25 protein-coding genes are annotated in these 22,938 nt (G+C 64.4%); 9 read left to right on the top strand and 16 right to left on the bottom strand.

The genetic code is table 11. The annotated features are described in order from the left end of the window. Nucleotides 1–68: 68 nt before the first annotated feature. Nucleotides 69–1,295 carry a hypothetical protein gene (locus Q1U94_RS12105; RefSeq protein WP_300545008.1) on the bottom strand — a complete coding sequence of 409 codons (1,227 nt, stop codon included), beginning with the start codon at nt 1,293–1,295 and terminating at the stop codon, nt 69–71. Between the two features lie 69 nt (nt 1,296–1,364). Beyond that, the gene (locus Q1U94_RS12100) at nt 1,365–1,850 is read right to left on the bottom strand and encodes a MarR family winged helix-turn-helix transcriptional regulator (protein ID WP_300545006.1); all 486 of its coding nucleotides are present in this window, start codon (nt 1,848–1,850) and stop codon (nt 1,365–1,367) included. 129 nt (nt 1,851–1,979) lie between these two features. Between Q1U94_RS12100 and hppD the strand changes: the two genes are divergently transcribed. Beyond that, on the top strand, nt 1,980–3,071 hold the full coding sequence (gene hppD, locus Q1U94_RS12095; protein WP_300545004.1) for a 4-hydroxyphenylpyruvate dioxygenase: 1,092 nt from the start codon (nt 1,980–1,982) through the stop codon (nt 3,069–3,071). Between the two features lie 224 nt (nt 3,072–3,295). After that, nucleotides 3,296–3,829 carry a VOC family protein gene (locus Q1U94_RS12090; RefSeq protein WP_300545002.1) on the top strand — a complete coding sequence of 178 codons (534 nt, stop codon included), beginning with the start codon at nt 3,296–3,298 and terminating at the stop codon, nt 3,827–3,829. Between the two features lie 124 nt (nt 3,830–3,953). Here Q1U94_RS12090 and Q1U94_RS12085 read toward each other — a convergent pair whose 3' ends face one another. Together Q1U94_RS12085 and Q1U94_RS12080 are read right to left on the bottom strand one after the other, a co-directional pair. Continuing rightward, nucleotides 3,954–4,454, bottom strand: coding sequence for an SRPBCC family protein (locus tag Q1U94_RS12085; protein ID WP_300544999.1), 501 nt, complete (start codon nt 4,452–4,454; stop codon nt 3,954–3,956). Between the two features lie 55 nt (nt 4,455–4,509). Beyond that, complete coding sequence (locus tag Q1U94_RS12080) at nt 4,510–4,863, bottom strand: metalloregulator ArsR/SmtB family transcription factor (RefSeq protein ID WP_300544997.1); 354 nt, start codon at nt 4,861–4,863, stop codon at nt 4,510–4,512. Between the two features lie 204 nt (nt 4,864–5,067). On the opposite strand from Q1U94_RS12080, the gene Q1U94_RS12075 reads away from it, so the two are divergent. Continuing rightward, nucleotides 5,068–5,433, top strand: a complete 366-nt coding sequence (locus tag Q1U94_RS12075; RefSeq protein ID WP_300544994.1) for a BlaI/MecI/CopY family transcriptional regulator — start codon at nt 5,068–5,070, stop codon at nt 5,431–5,433. Here the strand turns inward: Q1U94_RS12075 and Q1U94_RS12070 are convergent. The 3 genes from Q1U94_RS12070 to Q1U94_RS12060 form a co-directional block, all read right to left on the bottom strand. After that, nucleotides 5,430–6,362, bottom strand: coding sequence for an alpha/beta fold hydrolase (locus Q1U94_RS12070; protein WP_300544992.1), 933 nt, complete (start codon nt 6,360–6,362; stop codon nt 5,430–5,432). The two genes, Q1U94_RS12075 and Q1U94_RS12070, sit on opposite strands and share 4 nt — an antisense overlap. Nucleotides 6,363–6,473: 111 nt before the next feature. Then, the gene (locus Q1U94_RS12065; RefSeq protein ID WP_300544990.1) at nt 6,474–8,783 is read right to left on the bottom strand and encodes a TonB-dependent receptor; all 2,310 of its coding nucleotides are present in this window, start codon (nt 8,781–8,783) and stop codon (nt 6,474–6,476) included. Further along, nucleotides 8,780–9,694 (bottom strand): alpha/beta hydrolase, encoded by a 915-nt coding sequence (locus Q1U94_RS12060; protein WP_300544988.1) that lies wholly within the window; start codon nt 9,692–9,694, stop codon nt 8,780–8,782. Before Q1U94_RS12060 ends, Q1U94_RS12065 begins: the two co-directional genes overlap by 4 nt. Nucleotides 9,695–9,776: 82 nt before the next feature. Between Q1U94_RS12060 and Q1U94_RS12055 the strand changes: the two genes are divergently transcribed. From Q1U94_RS12055 to Q1U94_RS12030, 6 genes are read left to right on the top strand one after another with little or no spacing between them, the layout of a single operon-like run. After that, nucleotides 9,777–10,385, top strand: a complete 609-nt coding sequence (locus Q1U94_RS12055; RefSeq protein ID WP_300544986.1) for a TetR/AcrR family transcriptional regulator — start codon at nt 9,777–9,779, stop codon at nt 10,383–10,385. Beyond that, the gene (locus Q1U94_RS12050; RefSeq protein ID WP_300544984.1) at nt 10,382–11,167 is read left to right on the top strand and encodes an enoyl-CoA hydratase/isomerase family protein; all 786 of its coding nucleotides are present in this window, start codon (nt 10,382–10,384) and stop codon (nt 11,165–11,167) included. Before Q1U94_RS12055 ends, Q1U94_RS12050 begins: the two co-directional genes overlap by 4 nt. Before the next feature lie 28 nt (nt 11,168–11,195). Further along, nucleotides 11,196–12,698, top strand: coding sequence for an AMP-binding protein (locus tag Q1U94_RS12045; RefSeq protein ID WP_300544982.1), 1,503 nt, complete (start codon nt 11,196–11,198; stop codon nt 12,696–12,698). Then, entirely contained in the window at nt 12,695–13,072 is a 378-nt protein-coding gene (locus tag Q1U94_RS12040; RefSeq protein WP_300544980.1) for a MaoC/PaaZ C-terminal domain-containing protein, read from the top strand. The genes Q1U94_RS12045 and Q1U94_RS12040 overlap by 4 nt, the downstream gene beginning before the upstream one ends. Continuing rightward, nucleotides 13,063–13,437, top strand: a complete 375-nt coding sequence (locus tag Q1U94_RS12035) for a phosphate acetyltransferase (protein ID WP_300544976.1) — start codon at nt 13,063–13,065, stop codon at nt 13,435–13,437. Before Q1U94_RS12040 ends, Q1U94_RS12035 begins: the two co-directional genes overlap by 10 nt. Nucleotides 13,438–13,494: 57 nt before the next feature. Continuing rightward, the gene (locus Q1U94_RS12030; protein WP_300544974.1) at nt 13,495–15,129 is read left to right on the top strand and encodes an NAD(P)/FAD-dependent oxidoreductase; all 1,635 of its coding nucleotides are present in this window, start codon (nt 13,495–13,497) and stop codon (nt 15,127–15,129) included. Between the two features lies 1 nt (nt 15,130). On the opposite strand, the gene Q1U94_RS12025 is transcribed toward Q1U94_RS12030, so the two are convergent. The 9 genes from Q1U94_RS12025 to Q1U94_RS11985 form a co-directional block, all read right to left on the bottom strand. Next, complete coding sequence (locus tag Q1U94_RS12025; RefSeq protein WP_300544971.1) at nt 15,131–16,291, bottom strand: membrane dipeptidase; 1,161 nt, start codon at nt 16,289–16,291, stop codon at nt 15,131–15,133. A gap of 105 nt (nt 16,292–16,396) precedes the next feature. Further along, the gene (locus Q1U94_RS12020; protein WP_300544969.1) at nt 16,397–17,305 is read right to left on the bottom strand and encodes a hypothetical protein; all 909 of its coding nucleotides are present in this window, start codon (nt 17,303–17,305) and stop codon (nt 16,397–16,399) included. A 263-nt stretch (nt 17,306–17,568) separates the two neighbouring features. Beyond that, nucleotides 17,569–18,432 (bottom strand): ATP-binding protein, encoded by an 864-nt coding sequence (locus Q1U94_RS12015; protein WP_300544967.1) that lies wholly within the window; start codon nt 18,430–18,432, stop codon nt 17,569–17,571. Further along, a complete protein-coding gene (locus Q1U94_RS12010) occupies nt 18,429–19,631 on the bottom strand; it encodes a PP2C family protein-serine/threonine phosphatase (RefSeq protein ID WP_300544965.1) in 1,203 nt (400 codons plus the stop codon). The genes Q1U94_RS12015 and Q1U94_RS12010 overlap by 4 nt, the downstream gene beginning before the upstream one ends. A 7-nt stretch (nt 19,632–19,638) precedes the next feature. Beyond that, the gene (locus Q1U94_RS12005) at nt 19,639–19,941 is read right to left on the bottom strand and encodes an STAS domain-containing protein (protein ID WP_300544963.1); all 303 of its coding nucleotides are present in this window, start codon (nt 19,939–19,941) and stop codon (nt 19,639–19,641) included. A 27-nt stretch (nt 19,942–19,968) separates the two neighbouring features. Next, on the bottom strand, nt 19,969–20,295 hold the full coding sequence (locus tag Q1U94_RS12000) for an Hpt domain-containing protein (RefSeq protein WP_300544960.1): 327 nt from the start codon (nt 20,293–20,295) through the stop codon (nt 19,969–19,971). A 145-nt stretch (nt 20,296–20,440) separates the two neighbouring features. Next, nucleotides 20,441–21,496 carry a LacI family DNA-binding transcriptional regulator gene (locus Q1U94_RS11995; RefSeq protein ID WP_300544958.1) on the bottom strand — a complete coding sequence of 352 codons (1,056 nt, stop codon included), beginning with the start codon at nt 21,494–21,496 and terminating at the stop codon, nt 20,441–20,443. 111 nt (nt 21,497–21,607) lie between these two features. Further along, nucleotides 21,608–22,267 carry a ChrR family anti-sigma-E factor gene (locus Q1U94_RS11990; RefSeq protein ID WP_300544956.1) on the bottom strand — a complete coding sequence of 220 codons (660 nt, stop codon included), beginning with the start codon at nt 22,265–22,267 and terminating at the stop codon, nt 21,608–21,610. Next, nucleotides 22,264–22,848, bottom strand: coding sequence for a sigma-70 family RNA polymerase sigma factor (locus Q1U94_RS11985; RefSeq protein WP_300544954.1), 585 nt, complete (start codon nt 22,846–22,848; stop codon nt 22,264–22,266). Before Q1U94_RS11985 ends, Q1U94_RS11990 begins: the two co-directional genes overlap by 4 nt. Nucleotides 22,849–22,938: the final 90 nt, after the last annotated feature.

Below are 22,938 nucleotides of genomic sequence, written 5' to 3'. Positions count from 1 at the left end.
GGTGAAAGGGCGCGCCCTCATACGCTGCCTGCGGCAGCATGACCAGCGCTTATTCCGTCCGTGCCATCCTAGTCGGAGAATGGCGAACCGGTGGCGAAACGGATCGTCCTGTGGCGATCCGGTCCCCTTGACGGAGATCGGCGAATACGGATCAGCCGGCGCACCGGACGCCAGCGCCGGATCAGGCCGCGCAGGCCGGCAAACAGCATCGAACACACGAAGACGATCGCGAACAGGACGGCGGCCCAGTGCTGGGACGCCGCCTCGATATCGTCCAGGGGTATCACCGACACGAAATACCAGTCCGGCCCGTCGATCCGGCTGAAGGCGATCAGATGCCCGGCATCGGGACCGCGCACGATGCCGCGCGGGCGCGGATCGTCGCGCAGCAGCGCCATGATATCCATCGGGTCGATGGCCAGCCGGTCGGCGACGAGGCCGGTCTGTCCGCGCGCGATCACGCTGCCTTCGCGATCGAACATCATGTTCACACCACCCGCCGGCGGCGCTTCCAGCGCCCGGACCAGATGCTCGGTCATCATGATCGAGGTGCCGAAGGCGCCCAGCAATTCGTCGCCCTCCCACATGGGCATGCGGCACGCCGTGGCCGAGCGCTCTCCGCCATCGCTGTAGACGAAGCGGGACAGCCGGGTGCATTGCATTTCGCCCAGCGGATTGGTTTGCCGCGAAAACAGGCGCGGATCCTCGTCGGCTTCGAGATCGAAGTCGGCGGGTGCCTCGAAACGATAGAACTCCAGCCGGTCCTCGCGCCCGGGCGCGAACAGCAGGGCGCGTCGGTCCGGGGTGAAATAGTACAGGCTGGAGAAGGTGCCCAGATGGGCCTCGCCGACCGACCGCACCGCATGGAACGCCGCCAGGTAGCGACGTTTCTCTTCCTGCGTCATGCGTTCGCCTTCGGCAAGAAAGGCGCCGATGCCGAAGACATAGTCACCGCCGGGCAGCTCGAGCCCGTCGAACAGGTCCGGCGCGCTGCGCCGCGTGCCATCGCCGAAGGGCGGAAAGAGATCGTCGAACCGGGCGTTCACATCGTCTTCGCCGATGTGGGCCAGCCGCCGGCGGAAGGCCTGTTCGGCCGCTTCGACGAACACACGGGCCTCGTCGAACAGGAATTGTTCGCGTTCCGCCCGCACCCGGATATAGGACTGCAGCGTCTCGGCCCGCGCCGTGCCCAGGGCAGTGTTCAGAATATGATAGGCCGCTATCGCGCTGACGCCGGCCAAAGCCGCCGTCACCACGATATGCAACGCAATGACAATCCAGTTTCGCGTCGTCACCCGGCGCCCTCCTGGCGGTATCTATACACAATGGAGCGGCCGGAACCGGTGATAATTGATGAGCCGCCGCTAGTCCGCCCGGTCCCCCTCAGGCATGGCTCTGGCAAGGCGTTTCACCAGGGCACAAAACTCCGCCTGCTGATCAGGATCGAGGATCGCATTCGCCGATCTCGGCACCGCTTCGACAGCCCCCCGCAAGGACCGGTACAATGCTTCGCCCTTCCCGGTCAGGAAGAGGTGGCTGACACGCCCGTCGGCCTGGGACGCGCGCCGCACCAGGAAACCGCCGGTCAGCAGCGCCTTGGTCGCCCGCGAAACGATGCCCTTGTCCATCGGCGTCATCGCGACCACATCTGCAGCCGTGCGGCCAGGCCGCTCCGCGATCGCGGCCAGAACACGCCATTGCGACAGGTTGAGCCCGGCCTCGCGCTTGACGATCGTCGCGGTTCGACGGGCGATGAGGTCGGCCAGCACCGTGACCTGATAGGGCCAGTACTCGTCCAGCCTGATCGCATCCGGAGATGCGGGTGTGGGGGTCGGATCGGGTTCGTTCATGACGCCAGTTTAGTTGCAATCACAACTTGACGCAATAGCAACCAAACTGATAGGGAAGAGATCAAAATCGGCGCCGTGCGCGCAGCCCCTGCGGGACGCGCGGCGCCTCCACAATCCAGGAGACGTGACATGGCAGACCTGTTCGAAAACCCGATCGGCCTTTGCGGCTTTGAGTTCGTCGAATTCACGGCGCCCGAGCGCGGCATTATCGAGCCCGTGTTCAAGACGATGGGCTTCACCCACATCGCCAATCACCGCTCCAAGGATATCGAGCTGTGGCGCCAGGGCGATATCAACTTCCTGATCAATTACGAACCGGGCACGCCGGCCGCTTTCTTCGCCGCCGAACACGGCCCGTCGGCTTCGGGCATGGGTTTCCGGGTCAGGAACGCCAAGCGCGCCTACGCGCTGGCCCTGGAAAAGGGGGCCCAGCCGGTGGAGACGGAGACGCGCGTTTCCGAGCTGCGCCTGCCGGCCATCAAGGGTATCGGCGGCGCGACCGTCTATCTCATCGACCGGTTCGGGGACGGCCAATCGATCTACGACATCGATTTCGAGTATATCGAGGGTGTCGAACGACACCCCGAGGGCTGCGGTTTCAACGTGATCGATCACCTCACCCACAATGTCTACAAGGGCCGGATGGACTATTGGGCCAAGTATTACGAGGACCTCTTCAACTTCCGCGAGATCCGCTATTTCGACATCAAGGGCGAATATACCGGCCTGCTCTCGCGCGCCATGACAGCCCCGGACGGCCTGATCCGCATCCCGCTGAACGAGGAAAAATCGGACGGTGTCGGCCAGATCGAAGAGTATCTGCGCGAGTACAAGGGCGAAGGCATCCAGCACATCGCGTTTTCCTGCGACAACCTCATCGAATGCTGGGACCGGCTGAAAGAATGCGGCGTCAAGTTCATGACCCCGCCGCCGGAGACCTATTACGAGATGCTGGACGAGCGCCTGCCGGGCCATGGCGAACCGGCCGAGGAGCTGAAGAAGCGCGGCATCCTGCTCGACGGGACGACCGAAGGCGGCCAGCCGCGGCTGCTGCTGCAGATCTTCGGGGAAAAGGCCATCGGCCCGATCTTCTTCGAATTCATCCAGCGCAAGGAAGACGAGGGTTTCGGCGAGGGCAATTTCAAGGCCCTGTTCGAGAGTATCGAGCGCGACCAGATCAATCGCGGCGTGCTGAAAACCAAGGAATCGGAAAACGCGTAGGGCTTAGCGGCGCCAACCACCCCACATCCTCCCCCTTCAGGGGGGAGGGGGACCGCACGGAACGTGCGGTGGAGGGGGTGGGGGCGAGGTGTCTCCCGGACAAGCACCGGGCAACACCCTTTCCGACCCGAAGCTTCGCTTCGGCCCACCTTCTCCATCAAGGGGAAGGATGACAGTTCCCGGGACACGTACCCAAGGTACATGTCCCTCATGAGGAGGCAGACATGACCGTCAATCTCAAGCGCATCCACCACGTCGCCTATCGCTGCAGGGACGCGAAGGAGACCGTGGAGTTCTACCAGCGCGTCATGAATATGGATTTCAAACTGGCCATCGCCGAAAACGAAGTCCCCTCGACCAAGGCGCCGGACCCCTACCTGCACGTCTTCCTGGATGCGGGCATGGGCAATGTCCTGGCCTTTTTCGAACTGCCCAACTCGCCGGAAATGGGGCGCGACGGCAATACGCCGGAATGGGTCCAGCACATTGCCTTCGAGGTCGAGGACATGGATGCACTGCTGGCGGCCAAGGCGCATATCGAGGGCGAGGGCATCGAGGTGCTCGGCCCCGTGAACCACGGCATCTTCAAGTCGATCTATTTCTTCGACCCGAACGGCCACCGCCTCGAACTGGCGGCCAATACCGGCACCGAGGAACAGATGGCCGAACTCAAGCGTGTCGCCCGTCCGATGATCGAGGAATGGAGCCGGACCAAGCGCGCGCCCAAGCACGCGGCCTGGCTGCACGAACAGGACTGACCCTCCCCGGCCGGCGTTCTCATCAGCCCGGTCTCGGCCGCCATCCTGCGCAATCCGGGCATCCTGCCGAAGCGCGCCTGAAGGCCACGGACGGCGCCGGGACAGTCCGGCGCCGGTCCAGGCGCTACCCCGCAGTCTCGGCCGCGAGATCTTCCAGCACGCCGTCCAGCCGGTCGTAGCTGGCGCCGGCGCCCTCCCGCATCGGGCTTGCGGCGACGATGTTGCGGGCCTCTTCGCTTTCATAGGTGATGGTCGCCTCGAATGTGGTGACGCCATCGGCCTCGCTCAGCCGTGTCGTGACTACGGCCGTGCCGGGATACCAGCTCTGGTCGAAGATCTCCGAATGCACGATCCGGTCGGGCCGGTCGATATCGAGATAGGTTCCCCCCATCCCCATTTCGTCGCCGCGCCCGGCATGTTGCCAGACATAGCGATAGGCGCCGCCCACCCTGAGATCGATCTCGCACGTCTTCAGCACCCAGCCCTCGGGACCGAGCAGCCAGCGCTTGACCAGATGCGGCTCGGTCAGGGCGCGGAAAACCAGTTCCTTGCCGGCATTGAAGCGTCTTGTCATGACGAGATCGCGCTTGCCGCGCGTCTCGATGCCGAGTGTGTGGTGATACATGTCCTGTCTCCCTGCGAAACGATCGCCGGCCCGGTCGCGCGGCCGGCGTGGCGGCTCAGTGATCGTATGGACCGGGCTCATGGCCGGCCTTCATGTCCTCGAGCAAATTGTCCAGCGCGGCGAAACGCGCATCCCAGAGCTTGCGGAAATCTTCCAGCCAATGCGTGGCACCGGCCAGTGCCTGCGGCTCGATCCGGCACGGCCGGCTGGTGCCGATACGGGACCGGGAGATGAGGCCGGCCCGTTCGAGTACCTTGAGATGCCGCGATACGGCCGGCTGGCTCATGGCAAAGGGCCTGGCGAGCTCCATCACGGTCGCCTCGCCCTGTGCGAGGCGTGCCAGTATGGCGCGGCGGGTCGGATCGGCCAGTGCGGTGAAAGTCATATCGAGACGGTCGAGGTCAGCCATCTATCACCATTTCGTTATATAATTTATACGTTATATATCGAAACAGCGAGCATCCGTCAACGCGACAGGTCTGCGATCTATCGAAGGCAGTGCCAGCGCACGTCCGGCCGGCTGATCCCGGCGCGCTGTTTGCAACAGGCGTCCCAAGGGACCCTTGCTGTTGCATTTCGGGTCTGTCGGTAGAAGTCTGCGGGGATGACGGAAATGTCGGCACACGAACAGCTGACCGAAGACGAAGACCGCACCATGCGCATCCTGTGGGACCGGGGCGGCGCTTCGGTCGGCGAACTGGCGGTCGCCACCCGGCGCGCACCGGGCGAGACCCTGGCCATGCTGCGCCGCCTGCGCCGCAAGGGCGCCGTCGACCGGTACCAGAGCGGGCGCGATATCGTCTACCGCCCGCGCCTCAACCGCGAGACCGCCCGCACCCATGCGCTGGGCCGGCTCCTGGCAGACGAGACCGCGGCTGCCGAATCCGGTCTTGGCGTGGTTGTCCTGCGCGAAAGCGATGTCGACCCCGAGGACTGGGCCGACCTGCAGGCGGAAATCGCCTCGCGCTCGAACCGCTAGTTCGCCTCGAGAAATTCCCGCACATCGCCGATCGTTCGCCGGGGCGCTTCCTCGTGGGGAATGTGGCCGAGATCGTCATGCACGATCAGCGTGGACTCCGGAATGTCCGCATCGAAGCGGCGGCCGTGTTCCGGCGGGATCATGCGGTCGCGCCCGCCCCAGAGGATGAGGGTGGGCGCCTGGACACGGGCCAGGTCGGCCTCGGGATCGGGCAGGGTGAACACTTCCAGTCTCTGCACCATGGCTTCGCCGACACCGTCGCGCCGCATCATCGTGTGCACACGCCCGGGCAGGCCCGGATCCATGCGCGAGGGATCGCCGAAGAGGGCCGACGTGGCGGCCCCGATCATGGCCTGGGGCGCCTGGGTGAGATAGAAGTTCACCGCCATCGGCACGGCCACCGGATCCTCGGTGACGCCATTGATCGAGTATCCGCCGGGCGCCACGAGCACGAGCGCCCTGACGCGGTCCGGATGGCCGGCCGCATAGCGCCACGCGACCAGGCCGCCCAGGGAATTGCCGACAAGGCTGGCCCGGCGGATGTCCAGGGCATCCAGCACGCCGCCCAGGAAAGTCACGGTTTCATCGACGGAATAGCGCCGTTGCGGATCGGGACCGGTCAACCCGTGTCCGGGCAGATCCAGGCGCACGACACGGTAGCCGGACGACAGGTCGGCCGCCCAGTCATCCCAGCTTTCCAGCGAGTGGGAAAAGCCGTGGATCATGACGACGGCCGGCGCATTGCGCGGACCTTCCATGCGGACGCGCGCATTCACGCCATCGACCTCGACGATGCGGTCGCTGTCCGCCCAGTAGGGCGAATCCACCGCCGCAGCAGGGACGTCCTGAACACCGCGTCCGAGCAGGAACCAGGCGGCAAGGGCTATGACGACAAGCGCGATCGCGGTCAGAAGCAGTATGCGGGTCATGTCCATTCCATCCATCCGGTCAAAGGAAGGGCCGGCACCGTGAGCAGTGCCGGCCCAGTCTATACAGCCAAGCGCGAACCGGGGAGGTGCCGGTTCGCCCCGAGCCCGGCCTCAGTAGCGGAAAGCCGCCGTCGCGGTGACCGTGCGCGGATTGCCGTAGAAGGCCGTGAGCGTGCCCTCCAGACCCAGTTCCGGCGCGAAGGTCGTGTTGTTCACGAAGTCATAGCCGGCGACGATATACTCCTCGTCGGTCAGGTTGCGGCCATGCACGCCGAACTGCCAGCGCCCGTCGGAACTGTCCCAGACGACGGAGGCGTTCCACAGGGTATAGGCCTCCTGGTCGAGCGCCGGGAACGGGTTCTCGAACTGGGTCGAGTCGCCGCGATGGCTGATCGTGTTGAGGATGGTCAGATCGCCGCTCGCCACCGGTGCGATATAGGCCAGCGTGGCGCTGGCGGTGGTGTCCGGCGTGTTCTGGATCTCCACCTGGTCGGAAATGTCGACACCGAAGGCGTTGATGAACTCGTCATAGCCGCCGTCGAGCAGGCCCAGGGTCCAGCCCAGATTCAGGACATCGCCCTGGGCGAAAATGTCGCCGCCCAGATCGGCATGGCCTTCATATTCCAGACCGCGGATCGTCGCGGCACCGGCATTGGTCGTCACGCCTGTGAAGGTGTCGTTGACGCCGTCTCCATCCGTATCGACGCCCACCGAGCCCGGGACCTGGATATCCGAGTAGTCCATGTGGAACAGGGCAAGGCTGTGACGATAGCGGCCGGTCTCGTACTTCCAGCCAATCTCGAAGCTGTCGACCTCTTCCGGATCGAAGGCCATGAAGTCGAAGATCTCGTCGGACTCGACCGTGCCGTTTCCGTCGAAGTCCGGCGCGGCCGTGGTCTGGGCCCGCGGATCGAAGGACCCGCCTTTGAAACCCTGGCTGTAGGTGAAATAGAAATTGTTGGCCGCATTGGGCTGCCAGGCCAGCGACAGGGTCGGGCTGAAATCATCCCAGGAATTCGTGCCCAGGAAATCCGATGTCGTCGCGATGGCAACACCCGAACCGCCGAAGAACTCCGAGAAGCCGCCGATATAGGTGCGGCGCAGGACGCGCGACGTCCGCTCGTCCTCGGTATAGCGGCCGCCGAGCGTCAGGCTGAGAACGTCGTTGAGCTCGTAGGTGAAGTTGGCAAAGACCGACCACGTCTCGGTGTCGACATTGCCGAAGGTCTGGGCGTTGAGCCCCGGCAGGCTGATTGCGGCACCCAGATTCTCCAGCAACACGTCGAAGACGGTATGGGCGGTGGCGTCGAGATAGTAGGCGCCCATGATGCCGCTCAGGCGGTCGCCTTCATAGAGCAGCTGGAATTCCTCGGAGAATTGTTCGTTCTCGTAGATCGCCGGCACGTCGAGATCGCCGCTGGGCAGGCTGTCGAAATCGATCGGCGTGGTCGACTCGTCCTCGCGCTGGGCCAGGATGTTGCGGGCCGTCCAGTTTTCGTTGATCTGCCATTCGGCGGTCAGCGACATGCCCTCGGCTTCCACACTCTGTTCGACCACGTCCAGACCGGCGCGCGTATCGAACACATTGTCCAGAACCGGTGCGCCGGACAGGGCGCCCGGGATCAGCCGGTGGCCCTGGCGCGGATTGGAATCGTCTTCCGTGCGGTCGTAGCTGAAGCGGAAGAACCAGTCGGCATTCGGCTCCCACTCGGCGGAGAAGCGGCCGGCCAGGACATCCTTGTTGTAGTTGTCCATGCCCGCCAGCAGGTTCTCGCCGAACCCGTCACGGGTCAGATTGGCGATCGCCCCGCCGATGCGGAACGTATCGGTCAGCGGCACGCTGCCCGAAACGATCTGGTCGAACTGATTATAGCTGCCGACATTGATCCGGGCGTTCAGCGTGGGCTGGTCGGCGTCCAGACGCCGGGTCACGTATTTGACCGCGCCACCGATCGTGTTGCGCCCGTAAAGCGTTCCCTGCGGGCCGCGGAGGACTTCGATCCGTTCGACATCGAAAATGTCGACCACCGCGGACTGCGGGCGGTTCAGGTAGACGTCGTCGACATAGATGCCGACGCCGGCTTCGAACCCGGCAACCGGATCCTGCTGGCCGACACCCCGGATGAAGGCGGTCAGCGTGGAATTGGTGCCGCGCGAGACTTCCAGGGTCACGTTCGGGGTGGTTTCCGCAACCGCCGTGATATCCACCGCACCGGCACGCAGAAGATCTTCGCCGGACAGGGCCGTCACCGACAACGGCACGTCCTGCAGCGTTTCCTCGCGGCGGCGGGCCGTGACGGTGATCACGTCCCGGGTTTCACCGGCGCTTTCCTCGTCCTGGGCCGTCGCCGGCGCCGATATCAGCGCCGTTGCGGCCACCGTGCTCAGCAACAGCGCGGTCTTGGTCATTGTCCTGGTCATGATGAGATACTCCCCTCGATGTTTTGTTGGTGGATTGCGCCTGCCTGGACACGGCGGGCGAATGTCTGGACCGCATGGGCGAACTCTTCGGGCTGCTCCAGATGCGGGGCATGCCCTGAACGGGCGAAGGTTTCGATGTCTGCCTGCGGCAAGGTGTCTGCGAGGTACCGGCTTGTCTCCGGCCCGTAGGCCTCGCTGCGCGCACCATGGGCGACGAGGACCGGCAGGGTGATGCCGGACAGGGCTGCGCGCATGTCCTGGGCGGCCATGGACCCCCAGATCTCCGCCATCGCATCCCCGTTGCGCCGGCTGAGTTCGGCGGTGGCTTCGGCCACCATGTCGGCGGCGTCGCGGCGCCGGTCCCGCGCAAACATGCGTGGCGCAAACGTGGCTGCGTATCCGGACCAGTCAGCGCGCATCAGGTCTATCGCCCGCGCGCTGTCCTTCGCCTTCATTCCGCTGGACATGCCCAGCGACCAGTCGGCGTCGTTGAGAATGCGCGGCGTCATGTCCTCGACGACCAGGCCGGCGATGCGGTCCGGGCCGTGCCGGTCGATCATCGACCAGGCGACCATGGCTCCCATGGACCAGCCCACAAGCACGATCCTTGACAGATCGAGCGTTTCGATCAGGTCGGCCAGATCGTCGGCCAGTGTCTCGATGGAGAGAGGCAGCTGCCCGGCCGGCGTCGTTCCATGGGCGCGCAAATCCGGCGCCATGAAACGGAACCCGTCGCTGAGACGTCCGCTCAGACCGTCGAAGAAGATGCGGCTGGCCGCCCAGCCGTGCACGGCCAGGACCACCGGTCCGGTACCGGCATCGCCGTAGGACATGGGCGTACCGTCGCGCAGGATGACCTGCCCTTCGCGTTCCGGCCGACCGGCTGCCCGATCCGAATGGATGTCCAGCACCGCTTCACTCCCCGACAATGCCGAACTCCGGCATGTTCTGTGTCATATTGATTTGTAGCCAATTATGTGAAAACTGAATCATATGTCAATTTTGGAAACGACAACGGCGTCCAAGAAGCCGAAAACCGCACGCGGGGAACGCACTCGAAACAAGTTGCTGGATGCGGCGGAGGGAGCGTTCGGGGAGAACGGCTTTCATGCCACCTCGATCGGCGATATCACCCGCCGGGCCTCGGTCGCCCTGGGAACCTTCTACGTCTATTTCGACTCGAAAGACGAGATTTTCCGGGCCCTTGTCGCCCATATGGGCGAAATGACACGTGGCTGGATCACGAAACGAGTGAAGGGGGCAACCGACCGGCTTCATGCCGAGCATCTCGGCCTGGTCGCCTATATCGAATTCGCCCGTGCCCACCCCAATCTCTACCGCATCATCGAGGAGTCGCAATTCGTGGCGCCTGATGCATATAAGGCACACTATGACAGTTTCGCCGCGCGCTATGAGCGCAATCTCGAAGAGGCGGCGCAACGCGGCGAGATCGATCCGGGAGACGAAGCCGTTCGCGCCTGGGCGCTGATCGGGATGAGCGTGTTTCTCGGCCTGCGCTACGGCATCTGGGACAGCGCGCTCAGTGCCGAAGACGTCGCCCGCACCGCGGGCGACCTGATCCGGCGGGGGTTGCAGCCATGACAGGGAGCGCCACGAAGGCGGAGATCGAGACGGTGCGTTCGGACGGCATCGTCCGGATTACGCTCGATCGTCCGCATCGTGGCAATGCTCTGACACCGGACCTGCTCGATGCGCTCATCGGCCGTCTCGACGGTGCGCGCGACGCCCGGGCCGTCGTCCTGACCGGCGCCGGCCGGGCCTTTTCCAGTGGCGGCGATGTCGGCGAATTTCATATCCGCGCGGACCGGCGCGACGCGCTCCTGGCCTATGCCGACCGCCTCGTCTCGACCCTCAACCGGGTCATCCTGCACATACGGGCGATGCCCTGCCCGGTCATCGCAGCCGTCAACGGCCCGGTCACCGGCGGCTCTTTCGGCCTGGTGCTCGCCGCCGATATCGCGGTGATGGCTGAAAGCGCCTTCATCCAGCCCTACTACGCACAAATGGGCTTTGCCCCGGATGGCGGCTGGACGGCGCTCCTGCCCGAACGCATCGGCCGGGCCCGCACCGCACGCTGGCTGGCGCTGGACGAACGTATCGGCGCCCGGCAGGCCCTCGAGATGGGTCTGGCCGATGTTGCCGTTCCGGACGCGGCGCTGGACGATACCGTCGCCAGGCTGCTGGACCGGATGGAACCGCTGGACAACAGCGTCGCGGCAACGACACGGCAATTGCTCGACACCCAGATCGCCGGTCCCGATCTGGCGGCACGGCTGGAGAATGAAAAACGGGCCTTTCTGGACCGGATTGCCCGCGAGGAGACAAGGGGGCGCATGAACGCCTTCCTCGCAACGGCCGGATAATCATGCCCCAAAAAAGGGGAGGACAGGCATGGACATACTGACCGACATCACGGCACGCCGCGCCGCACTGGCGCCGGCTGCACCGGCCTTCCACACCGTCGAGACCGGCGAGACGCTGAGCTATGCCGACCTCGACCGCCGCAGTGCCTGCGCTGCCGGCCTGCTGGCCGCGGACGGGGTCGGCCATGGCGACCGGGTGGCGATCCTGTGCCGCAACCGGGTGGAGTTCTTCGAGCTCCTTTTCGCGTGCGCCAAGCTGGGCGCCATCCTGGTCCCACTCAACTGGCGCATGCCGGCCAGCGAACTGGGCAGTCTGATCGCCGACTGCGAACCGAAGCTCATCGCCGCCGGGCGCGAGGACCACGAGACGGCCTATGCCGCCGTGGCCGGATACCGGATTCCCGTCCTCGACCTGGAAGCCGACTATCCCCGCCGCCGCGACGCCGCAGACCCCCATGCCGGACGCCAGGCCTGGCCCGGCGAAGAGCCGTGGTATCTGATCTACACGTCCGGCACGACCGGCCGGCCCAAAGGGGTGATCCAGACTTTCCGCATGGCCCTGGTCAATGCGATCAATATCGGCCAGGCGATCGGACTGCGCGGGACCGATGCCACGCTGAACTTCCTGCCGCTCTTCCATACCGCCGGCATCAATCTGCACACATTGCCGGTGCTGATCGCCGGCGGGCTGGTCAACATCCTGCCCGGTTTCGATGCCGGCCGCACCCTGACCCTGATCGATCAAGGCCGGCTGGACGTCATGCTCGGCGTGCCTGCGGTCTATCGCGAACTGACCCTGCACCCCGATTTCGAGACCACCGATCTTACCAGGCTGCGCCACTGGTCTTGCGGCGGGGCGCCGCTGCCGGACGTTCTGGTGGAAACCTTCGCCCGCCGCGGCGTCATCGTGTGCAACGGGTTCGGCATGACGGAAACCGGTCCAACTGCCTTTCTGGTCGACGAAGCGAACGCCCTGCGCAAGATCGGTTCGGTGGGCAAGGCCCAGCTCCTGGTCGAAGCGCGCATCGCCGGTCCCGGCGACATACCCCTGCCGCCTGGCGAAACCGGCGAAATCCAGTTCTTCGGCCCCGGCCTCACACCCGGCTACTGGCAACGCCCAGCCGAAACCGGGGCGTTGTTCACGGCCGATGGCTGGCTCAGAAGCGGCGATCTGGGCCGGTTCGACGAAGAGGGATATTGCTTCGTCGCCGGCCGGATCAAGGAGATGTATATCTCCGGCGGCGAAAACGTCTATCCGGCCGAAGTCGAGAATGTACTGGCCCAGCACCCCGCGATCCAGGACGCCGCGGTGGCCGGCGTGCCCGACGAGAAATGGGGCGAGGTCGGCTGTGCCCACATCATCCTTCGCGACGGCCAGGAGGCCTCTGCGGAAACGCTGGCCGACTGGTGCCGCGAACGTCTCGCCGGCTACAAGGTGCCGCGCCATTTCCGCTTTGCCCAGGACTTCCCGCGCACCGCTGCGGGCAAGGTACAAAAACATCTTCTGCCGGTCCCGGAGACGCAAACATGAGCCGCCGGGTCGCCCGTGAGCGCACCTTTTCCCAGGCCGATTTCGACGCCTTTGCCGCCCTCTCCGGCGACAACAATCCGATCCATGTCGATCCGGACTTCTCCGCCCATACCCGTTTCGGCCGTACGGTGGCGCACGGGGCACTCCTGTGCTCGGTGTTACGCGGCCTGGTAGAGGAACTGGTCCCCGGCGGCCGTCAGGTCCGGCAATCGACCATGTATCCCGCGCCCTCCCCCGCCGGCGAGCCCCTGCTGTTCGAGGCGGAGACGATCGGGGAAACGCCGGAGCGCGTGCAGATCCGGCTTCTGGTGACGCGCCAAGGCGATGGCGAGGTGACCTGCCGGGGCGAAACGGAGGTCGTGCCATGCCGCTGAGCGAAGGACAGTTCGTGGAGGCCCACCGCCGCTTCAGCCGCGAGGACGTCGCCGCCCTGCAGACGCTGTCCGGCGCGCCCGACAGCGGCGAGGCGGTACCCGAGGCGCTGATCAACGGGATGTTTTCCTGCCTTTTGGGGGTCGACCTGCCCGGACGCGGCACCAACTATCTCAAGCAGGAGACCGAATTTCTCGCTCCGGCCCCGCTCGGCGACATGCTGACGGCACGGGTCGAGATCACGCGGCTGAGGCCGGAGAAACACCTGGTCGACCTGGCCACGACCTGCAGCGCCGCCGACGGCCGTATCGTCGCCCGGGGGCGGGCTCTGGTCCTGGCCAGGGATGTCGCCGGGGCCTTTGGCTGAGGCCACAACTTCCGCTCGACATTGCGCTTTTTTAATCCGCGTGGAAACTCTCGTGGAATGACAACCCCTGTCCGGCCCGCGCCAAGCAAGGCCGCCGATACCGATATCGTCATCGTAGGCGGCGGCCATAACGGCCTGGTCTGCGCCGCCTATCTGGCAAAGGCCGGCCTCGGCGTCACCGTGCTGGAACGGCGCGGCGTGCTGGGCGGGGCTGCGGTGACCGAGGAATTTCATCCCGGTTTCCGCAATTCCGTGGCCGCCTACACGGTCTCCCTGCTCAATCCGAAAGTCATCGACGATCTGGACCTGCACCGCCACGGGCTGAAGATCGTCGAACGCCGCATCGGCAATTTCCTGCCGCTTGAGGACGGTTACCTCCTCGCGGGTCCGGATCTTACCCGGGCCGAAGTGGCAAAATTCTCCCGGCGCGATGCCGAGCGCCTGGGCGAGTATGAAACCCGGCTGGAAACCATCGCCGATACGCTGCGCAGGCTTGTACTGGAAACCCCGCCCAATCTGCGTGAGGGCAGCTGGGCGGGCGCCCTGCCCGAACTGATCAAGACGGCCAGCCTGGGCGGTCGGCTGGGCAATCTCTCCATGACCGCCAAGCGCGACCTGCTGGACCTGTTCTCCAAATCCGCCGGCGACTGGCTGGACGGCTGGTTCGAGAGCGACCCGGTCAAGGCGCTGTTCGGTTTCGACAGCATCGTCGGCAATTTCGCCAGCCCCTACACGCCGGGCAGCGCCTATGTCCTGCTGCACCACCTGTTTGGCGAGGTGAATGGCAAGAAGGGCGTCTGGGGTCACGCCGTCGGCGGGATGGGAGCGATCACCCAGGCCATGGCCGCCGCGTGCCGCGAACGCGGTGTGGATTTGCGCACCCATGCGCCCGTGCGCGAAGTGATCGCGGAGCGGGGGCGGGCCTGCGGTGTGGTCCTGGAAAGCGGCGAGACAGTCCGGGCACGCGCCGTGGTCTCCAATCTCAACCCCAGGCTCCTGTTCGAACACATGGTCGATCCCGGCCTGCTGCCCGCCGACTTCCGCGAGCGTATCGCGCATTATCGGTGCGCATCGGGAACGTTCCGGATGAATCTGGCGCTGGCCGAATTGCCGCGCTTCACCTGCCTGCCCGAACCCGGCGATCATCTTACCGCCGGTATCGTGATGGCGCCCAGCCTTGCCTATATGGACCGTGCCTATCTGGACGCCCGCCGGGACGGCTGGTCGCGCGAACCCATTATCGAAATGCTGATCCCGTCGACGCTGGACGACACCCTCGCCCCGCCGGGCCGGCATGTCGCCAGCCTGTTCTGCCAGCATGTCGCGCCAGTGCTGCCGGACGGCCGGGACTGGGACGACTACCGCGACACGGTTGCCGACCTGATGATCGGGGCGGTCGACAGGTGGGCGCCGGGGTTCAAGGCCTCGGTGATGGGCCGGCAGGCTCTCTCACCGAAGGACCTGGAGCGCACATTCGGCCTTGTCGGCGGCGACATCTTCCACGGCGCGCTGAGCCTGGATCAGCTCTTCTCGGCCCGCCCGGTGCTGGGCCATGCCGATCACCGCAGCCCGCTGCAGCGGCTTTATCAATGTGGCGCCGGCACCCATCCCGGCGGTGGCGTAACCGGCGCGCCGGGGCACAATGCCGCCCGGGAAATTCTCAGGGATTTCGGCCGGCGTATGGCCCGCTGATCTAGTCCGGCAGATTGTCCAGGAAGAAGCGGATCGTGTTCTCGCCCATCACCTGGCGAACCTCCGCCTCACCCATCCCCGCCGCCAGCAGGCGGTCGGTCAGAACCGCGTATTCCGAGGCATCGAATGTTGTGGTGATCGTGCCGTCATAGTCCGACCCCAGGGCGACGTGGTCGATACCGACCAGATCGACCGCGGCCAGGATTGCTTCCGCCACGCCGGAGGGGCTGTCGTCGCAGGTGACATCCTCCCAGAACCCGATCCCGATCAGCCCGCCCCCGGCGGCGATCGCCTGCATCAGCTCGTCGGAGATGTTCCGGGTGACCGGGCAGTGACCGTGTATGCCGGTATGCGAGACCACCAGCGGACGGTCCGTCATGGCGAGGACGTCGCGCACGACCTGCGGCGAGGAATGCGCCACATCGAGGATCATGCCGCGCGCCAGCATCGCCTCGACCGCCTCGCGCCCGAACGGCGTCAGCCCGTCGCCGGAGAGACCGTGCAGGGAACCGCCGAGCGCATTGTCGAAAAAGTGCTGCAGCCCGATCAGCCGGTAGCCGGCCTCCCACAGTGCCTCGATATTGGCCAGCTCGCCCTCGAGCGGATGCGCCCCTTCGGTGGCCAGAAGCCCGGCCAGTACGGAAGGGTCGCGCTCGCGGGCAGCCAGGGCCGCTTCCAGATCGGCCCGGCTTCGCACCACACGGAAGGCATCGTCCCGCCCGGCCAGCCGGTTCAGGCGCTCGGCATGATAAAGCGCGCGATTGCGGATCGAGCCCCAGGTGCCGACCGGCCAGCGCTGGGCAATCGCGAGCGGCGTAATGTTGTCGCTATTGGCCGCGTTGGCCTCGTAATTCATCGAACTTGGCGTCTTGGTCACACTCGCGAAGACCTGCAGGGCGACCCCGCCCTCGCGCAGACGCGGCAGGTCGGTATGCCCGCGATCGTTCCAACGTGCGGGATCGCGCATCCACAAGAGCATGTCGGAATGCAGGTCCGCGACACGCAGATCGGCATGCAGGCTTGCCGCTTCCGGCGCTATCTCGTAGGCCGCATGCTCGCGCACCACATTGCGGCCGGCGTCGACCCGGACCGGAATGACGTAGAAAAAGGCGATAGCGGCAACTGCCAGAATGACGGCCAGAATGCCCAGAATGATACGCATGACGACACGCCCCGCTTGGATCCCCGTTCAGCCATAGCCCGAACCGGCCACACGACAAAGGGCTGCCCGCGCATGGCCGGCAGCCCTCCTCTACGTCCGGTCCGGTCAGTCGCTGTAGAGTTCGGAAATCGACAGCGAGGCCTGGGCATTCTCGCCCTGGCTGTAGGACCCGATCCAGATATCGTAAGTCCCGCCGGCAGGATTGTGGAAGGTCAGGGCCGGATTGAGCCCGGAATTCCCGCCATCGTCATTGCAGTGCCAGTTCCCGTTCGGGTCGTTGACCAGGATCGTGGTATCCGAGCGCGACGACGCCGACAGGATCAGCGGCAGAGATCCCGGCGTGAAGTGAAGCTCGAAGTCCGGCGCGGACGATACCCAGCCGGCACAGCCGTTGCGGGCCTCGGACGCCCGGTGCGTGCCGCCGGACACGACATCGACCCGATACGGATCCGGCGTAAACCCGCCGCTAAGGCTGACACTGCCGAAATTGGCGGGTAGCGACCAATCGATGCCGCCATAGGATGAGCCGCTGCCCGAGGACGAGCCTCCGGCCAGTCCGAGCTCCGAGATCGACAGGGTCGCGTCGGCATACTCACCTTCCGAGTAGGAGCCGACCCAGATGTCATAGCGGCCCGAAGCGGGGTTGTTGAAGGTGAGGGACGGGTTCAGCCCGTCGCCGCTGTCATCGTCGCAATACCAGTTGCCATAGGGGTCGTTGACCACCAGCGTGGTGTCCGAGTTGGACACGGCGCCGATAGTCAGATCGAATGTGCTTCCGGCCTGGTAGTGCACGGAGTAGTCGGGTGAATTCGCGATCCAGCCGCGACATGAACTCGACACATTGCGCGCGGAACGCGCTCCGCCTGAGGTCAGGCGGACATTGTAGGGATCCGGCGTGAAGCCGGAGCTCAGATTGACGCTGCCATAGGTCGGTGACGCGGAATAATCCTGCGATATGGCGGCCGGGACGGCCACGAGTGCAACTGACGCGACTGCTACAAGAAAGGTTCTCATTTCGGGTCCCCTCCGGAGCCTACCTGTTCGGACCGGGACACCCCCTGCGTTCCGTCGCATCCGGACAAGTGCAGGCAGGATAGACCACAACCGCACTGAACCCCAGTTGAACGCAAAATATTTCTATTCTTCGCCGGGGTCGGCACTATACCGCTTTCATCCCGGCCAAACGCACCCGGCATGAGATGAAAGACGGTATTCTGCTCCAGCCTGACTTCTGCCGAAGGCCTAGCCAACGGCATCGCACAGTGCCAACGGAGGTTTCACGTCACAACGGCGTTGCGCGCCTCCGGGCCGATCAGAATGATGGCCTCGACCATGTTTCCTGCGCCGAGATACGTGACAGACGAAAAGGAAAGGGTGCGGGCCAGCGTTATTCCGCGGCCGCGATAGCCCCGTGCCGGCGGCCCTTCCGCTTCAAGCGCCTTGTAGTCGAACCCGGCACCATCGTCCTGGATGGTCAGGGCAATCATGCGCTCGCCCCGACGGAAGGACACGATGACCCGGCGGTCAGTGTATTGCGGGTCCGCGAGGCGGCGCTCCACCTCTTCGCGCCACATTCCCCGCAAAAGCAGATCCTGCTTCAGTGCGGCGTCGATCTCCAGATTTCCGTGTTCGACCGCATTGATCAGCAATTCCTGCAGTCCGACCGCCACCATGTCGGAATTGGGACAGGCCAGAGCGAGCATCGTCGAAAGATTGCGGGCCTCGTCCAGGGTGCGCAGCACGAATTGCCCGTTGATGATGGTGCCAACCGCCGATTGCCGGCCGGCTACATCGCTGCGCAGGGCCGCAATCTGGTCACGGAACTCCTGCGCAGCATCCACAACGGATTTCAACGTGTGAAAATCGGCGTCCGCCGGCAGCACGAAATCTGCCGTCACGCCCGCATCGGGGCTTTCCGTCAGGAAAATCGACTGGAACGAGTCGGCCTCGCGCAGGCGCGCCGCCTTCAGCGCACCGCGATGCGCATCGTCGGCGACAACAATCCCTATCGAAACGCCGTCCGGCAGGCCGGGCCCCGTCAGCAAGCGGTCACCGGCCTCGCGGCCCAGATACTCCTCCAGGGCACGTGCCTGCGGCATGTCGGTAATCATGATCCAGATGCAGTCCCGCGCAATCGTCATGGCGCATTCACTTCGACCAGCATCCAGGTAAGGTCATCGCGAAGCTGGCAGTCACTGGTCCCGAAAAGCGCATTGAGCAAGGCGTCCGAAAAAGGCAGCGCCCGGTCGGTTACCGCAAGCTCGACCCTTTCGGCCAGTTCCGCAGTATCGAAGGTACGGTCAGGATCGTCGAAATTCTCATAGAGCGCATCGCTGTAGACGAATAGGCGATCTCCAGATCCTATTTCCGCACGGCGCACGGGGTATCTGGCGCTCTGGGAACACCCGAGAATGAGTCCGCCACCATCCAGTGCCTCCCAGCCGCCGCCATCGCGCAGCAGGATCGGCGGCGGAGACCCCGCTGCTGCATAGTCAAGCCGGCCCTGCCGCGGTTCGACCACGCCGTAAAACGCCGTCGCAAAATGCTCGACAGGCAGAATCTGAAAAAGGCTGAGATTGAGCGCTTCGAGCCAGCCAGCGGGATCGGCCCGCAAGGTCATCATCCCCCCGGCAAGCATATGCACGCGAAAGGCATTGATCGCCGCCGAGACACCGTGTCCGGAAAGGTCGATCATGAATATCCCGAACCGGTGTTCGTCCACCGGAAAAACCTGCCAGAGATCGCCGCCCAGCACATTCGAAGTTTTGTGATAGGTCTGCATTGTCGCGCCGCGGGGAATGACGATCGCGCCAACGTCGTCATCGGCCATCAGCAGGGATTGCTGCATCGCCCGGGCAGCAAGCAGCTCTTCCTCCATGCGCCGCCGATAGCGCTGCAGACTGTCCATCAGGCGGCGCCGTTCTAGGTGCAGACGCACGCGCGAAACCAGTTCTCCGGCATTGACCGGTTTGGAGACGATGTCGGAAGCCCCCGCGTCGAAGGCCATTACCCTGTATTCCGCCTCCTGCACGCCTGTCTGGATAAGGATCGGAATATCCAGACGAAGTTCCTCGCGCACCTTGCGGCAAACCTCAAACCCGTCCATTCGCGGCATGACGATATCGAGGATCACCATGTCCGGTGGATCGGCGTACAAACGGTCGATTGCCTCGATTCCGTCGGCCGCATAGTCCAGTCGCAAAAAGCCTGCGGCCGACAGCACGGATCCGATCAGCGTGCGTGAAGACTGCAGATCGTCGACAATAAGAATGCGGGACCGTTCATCGGCACCGGCGGTTTTCGTTTCCGCCCCGGAACAAGGTATTCCGTGACCGCTCATTCTGCCCTCAGTCGATCGGGATCAGCTGTTCAAGCTTGGACATCTCCACCACTTTGGCGACATGACCGCTCATCCCGCGCAGACGCAGATTCTTGCCCTGCTTGCCAGCACGGTCATTGGCAAGAAGCAGCATGCCGATCCCCGCGCTGTCGATCATGGTCAGGGCAGCCAGGTCAACCACCACCGTGTCCACATCACTGTCGGCAATAACAGTGACCACACTTCGGAACTTTTCATGGTCGTCAAAGGTCAGAATACCGGACAGGGTCACAATCAGCCGGCCGGTATCGATCTCGGTCCCGTATTCCATTTCCCGTCCTTTCGCGGTCTGCCACAGCTAGGCGGCATTCAGACACCGGATCGCGGTCTCCAATTCCGTCTCCAGAGCGTGCGATGACTCCGTATCGCCCTGTTCGACCTGTGCGGCCAATGCGCTCAGCCGAACCAGACCGATATTGGAGGCCGCCCCCTTCAATGCGTGCGCCGCGGCTTTGGCCGTTACCATGTCGCCCTTCCCCAGCGCGTCTTCACAAGCATTCGCCAAGCCGGTCAGATCGGACACGAACTGGACTTTCATGTCATCGAATACGGCCTGACCGACCGCATTCACGAGTGTTGCAATGACCTGCATATCAAGTTCGGGCTTGTCCCGCCAATCGGGCATCCGGATGCTCTCCAACAGTCCTTCACAACGCCCCGGCCGCGGGGGCATTTCATTGAATTCACAGAACATTGCGGCCAAGCATCGGCCGCGTTCGCCGCGACACTAGTCGGAGGCGACCAGCCCCGGCAAGCCGCCTGGACGGCGGTCAGGCAGGTGCGGCCGAAGAATCACGAATGACGATTTCGGAGTGAATTTCGCGGCGTTCATTGACATGCCCGGCCTCGCCGGAACGTTCCAGATCTAGGCATTCGGCCAGAAGCTCGACCGCTTCGGATGCCATGGCGGAAATCGGTTGCCGGACCGTCGTGAGTTGGGGCCAGATTGCAGTCGCGGTTTGGGTATCGTCGAACCCGACCACTGTAAGGTCGTCAGGAATGTTCAGGCTGTAACGGTGGGCCAGGGCAATGACCGCAACGGCCATGTCATCATTGGATGCAAAAACTGCCGTCGGACGCTGTTTCAGCGTCAACAGCCGTTCTGCGGCGTCCAGCCCCGACCGGTAGGTGAAGGCCCCCGGCACGACCAGTTCGGAATCGATCTTCTGCCCGGCAGCAGCCATCGCCTCGCTGAAACCCTCGAACCGCTCCCGGCTGGCGCCATGCCCCTCCGGCCCCTGAATGAAACCGATACGGCGATGACCAAGTCCGAGCAAATAGTCGGCCATTCGCCGCGACGCCTCCCGATCATCGGTCACCACGCGCGGCGATCGGTCGAGCTGGGTATCCGGGGAGATGCGCACATGCGGCAGTTTTGCTGCTTCGACCGCGTCGAGCACGGCGGTATTGTCGCACACCGGCGGTGGAATGATCACACCATCGAAATTCGACGTCCGCAGCATGTCTGCAATCGAGCTTTCCCAGTCCTGATCGGCCGAGCCGCAGCTCTCCACAATGAGGTGGTAACCCGCCTTGCGGCACCGGTTCAGCGCACCGATCAAGAGCTCGGAAATATATCCTGCGCTGGGATTGTCGTAGAGCAGGCCAATGAAATAGGTGTTCGCGCGCGCCAGGTTCCGGGCCGAGAGGTTGGGCCGGTAGTTTAGGTCTCGAATTGCCGCCTGTACCCGTTCGCGCGTTTCAGGCCGGACATTGGGTTCGGCATTGAGAACGCGGGACACGGTCATCGCCGATACTCCGGCGTGCTGCGCAACATCCTTGATGGTTGCGCCGGATTGCTTGTTGGCCCTCGTTTTCACGCTCATCGTTTACGGCTATCCGACTGTTGGCGATCTTGTTCACGCGATGGTAGCGCAAACGCAGCATAGACGCATGCCGGTTCGGCACAATGTTGCCGTCAGTTGCCGGATACCGGACTAGAGTCCCGTAAAAATCTGGAATGCCCGAAGCAGGGGATTCTCGAAACGCAACTTGCCTTCGGTCAGCGCCAGGCAGATGCACTCGCCCCCGTCATCGATGCGGATATCGTGTTCCACACCGGGGTGTGCCTCTTCCAGGTCCCCGGGCCCGTATTGCTGGTCGCCGTCCCAGAAACTGCCCTTCAGGACAAGGGTCAGTTCGCGGCCGCGGTGGCCGTGATGGGGAATCGACATGCCCGGCCGGGCCCGCAACAGCCACAAACGCTCGCCCTTCGGACCGCGCCATAGAATGGCCTTGCTCATGCCCGGACCGAGAAAACTCCACTTCACGCGGGTACCGGTCCGGCCCAGCCAGTCCTGCAGCGCTTGTGGCAGGGGCAAGTCGGGGCTGACGTCATTCGCGGGAGCGGGCACGGACCCGGCCATCTCCTGCGCGTCTTGCCGGAAGATCTCGTCGGCATCGAACGCCAGTGGGGCCGGGTTGCTTTCGCCAAGCAAGGCGCCGCCTACGCGTTCGAGAACGGACACGCGATCGCGAGCCTCGTCGGACAGTTCCACATGGGAGGCCAGGATGACGCCATGCGCATCGCTTTCGAGCGCCCCGGCCGCATAATCCAGGTACCAGCTATCGTCGAGTGCGTGACCGCGTTCGGTCATTTCAGTTCTCCAAGCGTCTGTCTCAGCTTGTTCATCGCCAGCCGGACGCGGGATTTTACGGTGCCGAGCGGCAGATCGAGCCGCGCGGCGATTTCACTGTGCGAAAGCCCTTCCACAAAGGCCAGGTCCAGCACGATGCGCTGATCCTCGGGCAATTCGGCGAGGGCGTATGTGACTGTCCCCGCATCCTGCGACCGGGACACGAGTTCGTCGGCGATCGGTGCTGCATCCGGCTGCATGACCGGATCGGCCCCGTCGAGCTTTTGCGCCCTCACAGTCTTGCGATAATGGTCGATGTGCAGGTTCCGGGCGATGGTGTAGATCCACGTCGCGGCGGAGGCCTTGGACCTGTCGTAGCTGGACGCCCTCCGCCAAACCGTCAGCATCACATCCTGAGTCAGATCATCCGCCTGGGCCGGCGTGACCCGGCGATTGACCAGAAAGGACCGCACGCGCGGTGCAAAATGGTCGAACAGGGCGCGGAACGCATCGCGGTCCCGGCCCCGGCCGACACGATCCAGGAGCAGCGCAAGGCGAGCCGTTTCCGACGGCGGTCGTAGGCGGTCGCTTTGCTGCGTCATGCGCACCTTTCCTGTCGCCGTCGCATCGCGACGGCCTCGTGCGGGCTGGATGTGAGCGGCAGCGTACATGTTCCCTCGTACGAATGAAGG

Origin of the sequence: Maricaulis sp., assembly GCF_030149515.1 — a bacterium.
Taxonomy (GTDB): domain Bacteria; phylum Pseudomonadota; class Alphaproteobacteria; order Caulobacterales; family Maricaulaceae; genus Maricaulis.
Note: the sequence above shows the minus strand (reverse complement) of the source record. Positions and strands in the feature narration are given on the sequence as shown.

Bases quoted from the DNA above. Each gene is read 5' to 3' on its own strand.
- Q1U94_RS12035 (WP_300544976.1), top strand. From the start codon at position 13,063: ATGCCGCTGAGCGAAGGACAGTTCGTGGAGGCCCACCGCCGCTTCAGC.
- Q1U94_RS12005 (WP_300544963.1), bottom strand. From the start codon at position 19,941: ATGGAATACGGGACCGAGATCGATACCGGCCGGCTGATTGTGACCCTG.
- Q1U94_RS11985 (WP_300544954.1), bottom strand. From the start codon at position 22,848: ATGACGCAGCAAAGCGACCGCCTACGACCGCCGTCGGAAACGGCTCGC.
- Q1U94_RS12075 (WP_300544994.1), top strand. From the start codon at position 5,068: ATGTCGGCACACGAACAGCTGACCGAAGACGAAGACCGCACCATGCGC.
- Q1U94_RS12030 (WP_300544974.1), top strand. From the start codon at position 13,495: ATGACAACCCCTGTCCGGCCCGCGCCAAGCAAGGCCGCCGATACCGAT.
- Q1U94_RS12040 (WP_300544980.1), top strand. From the start codon at position 12,695: ATGAGCCGCCGGGTCGCCCGTGAGCGCACCTTTTCCCAGGCCGATTTC.
- Q1U94_RS11990 (WP_300544956.1), bottom strand. From the start codon at position 22,267: ATGACCGAACGCGGTCACGCACTCGACGATAGCTGGTACCTGGATTAT.
- hppD (WP_300545004.1), top strand. From the start codon at position 1,980: ATGGCAGACCTGTTCGAAAACCCGATCGGCCTTTGCGGCTTTGAGTTC.
- Q1U94_RS12000 (WP_300544960.1), bottom strand. From the start codon at position 20,295: ATGCCCGATTGGCGGGACAAGCCCGAACTTGATATGCAGGTCATTGCA.
- Q1U94_RS12025 (WP_300544971.1), bottom strand. From the start codon at position 16,291: ATGCGTATCATTCTGGGCATTCTGGCCGTCATTCTGGCAGTTGCCGCT.
- Q1U94_RS12015 (WP_300544967.1), bottom strand. From the start codon at position 18,432: ATGACGATTGCGCGGGACTGCATCTGGATCATGATTACCGACATGCCG.
- Q1U94_RS12065 (WP_300544990.1), bottom strand. From the start codon at position 8,783: ATGACCAGGACAATGACCAAGACCGCGCTGTTGCTGAGCACGGTGGCC.
- Q1U94_RS12050 (WP_300544984.1), top strand. From the start codon at position 10,382: ATGACAGGGAGCGCCACGAAGGCGGAGATCGAGACGGTGCGTTCGGAC.
- Q1U94_RS12045 (WP_300544982.1), top strand. From the start codon at position 11,196: ATGGACATACTGACCGACATCACGGCACGCCGCGCCGCACTGGCGCCG.
- Q1U94_RS12085 (WP_300544999.1), bottom strand. From the start codon at position 4,454: ATGTATCACCACACACTCGGCATCGAGACGCGCGGCAAGCGCGATCTC.
- Q1U94_RS12080 (WP_300544997.1), bottom strand. From the start codon at position 4,863: ATGGCTGACCTCGACCGTCTCGATATGACTTTCACCGCACTGGCCGAT.
- Q1U94_RS12010 (WP_300544965.1), bottom strand. From the start codon at position 19,631: ATGAGCGGTCACGGAATACCTTGTTCCGGGGCGGAAACGAAAACCGCC.
- Q1U94_RS12055 (WP_300544986.1), top strand. From the start codon at position 9,777: ATGTCAATTTTGGAAACGACAACGGCGTCCAAGAAGCCGAAAACCGCA.
- Q1U94_RS12070 (WP_300544992.1), bottom strand. From the start codon at position 6,362: ATGACCCGCATACTGCTTCTGACCGCGATCGCGCTTGTCGTCATAGCC.
- Q1U94_RS12020 (WP_300544969.1), bottom strand. From the start codon at position 17,305: ATGAGAACCTTTCTTGTAGCAGTCGCGTCAGTTGCACTCGTGGCCGTC.
- Q1U94_RS11995 (WP_300544958.1), bottom strand. From the start codon at position 21,496: ATGAGCGTGAAAACGAGGGCCAACAAGCAATCCGGCGCAACCATCAAG.
- Q1U94_RS12090 (WP_300545002.1), top strand. From the start codon at position 3,296: ATGACCGTCAATCTCAAGCGCATCCACCACGTCGCCTATCGCTGCAGG.
- Q1U94_RS12100 (WP_300545006.1), bottom strand. From the start codon at position 1,850: ATGAACGAACCCGATCCGACCCCCACACCCGCATCTCCGGATGCGATC.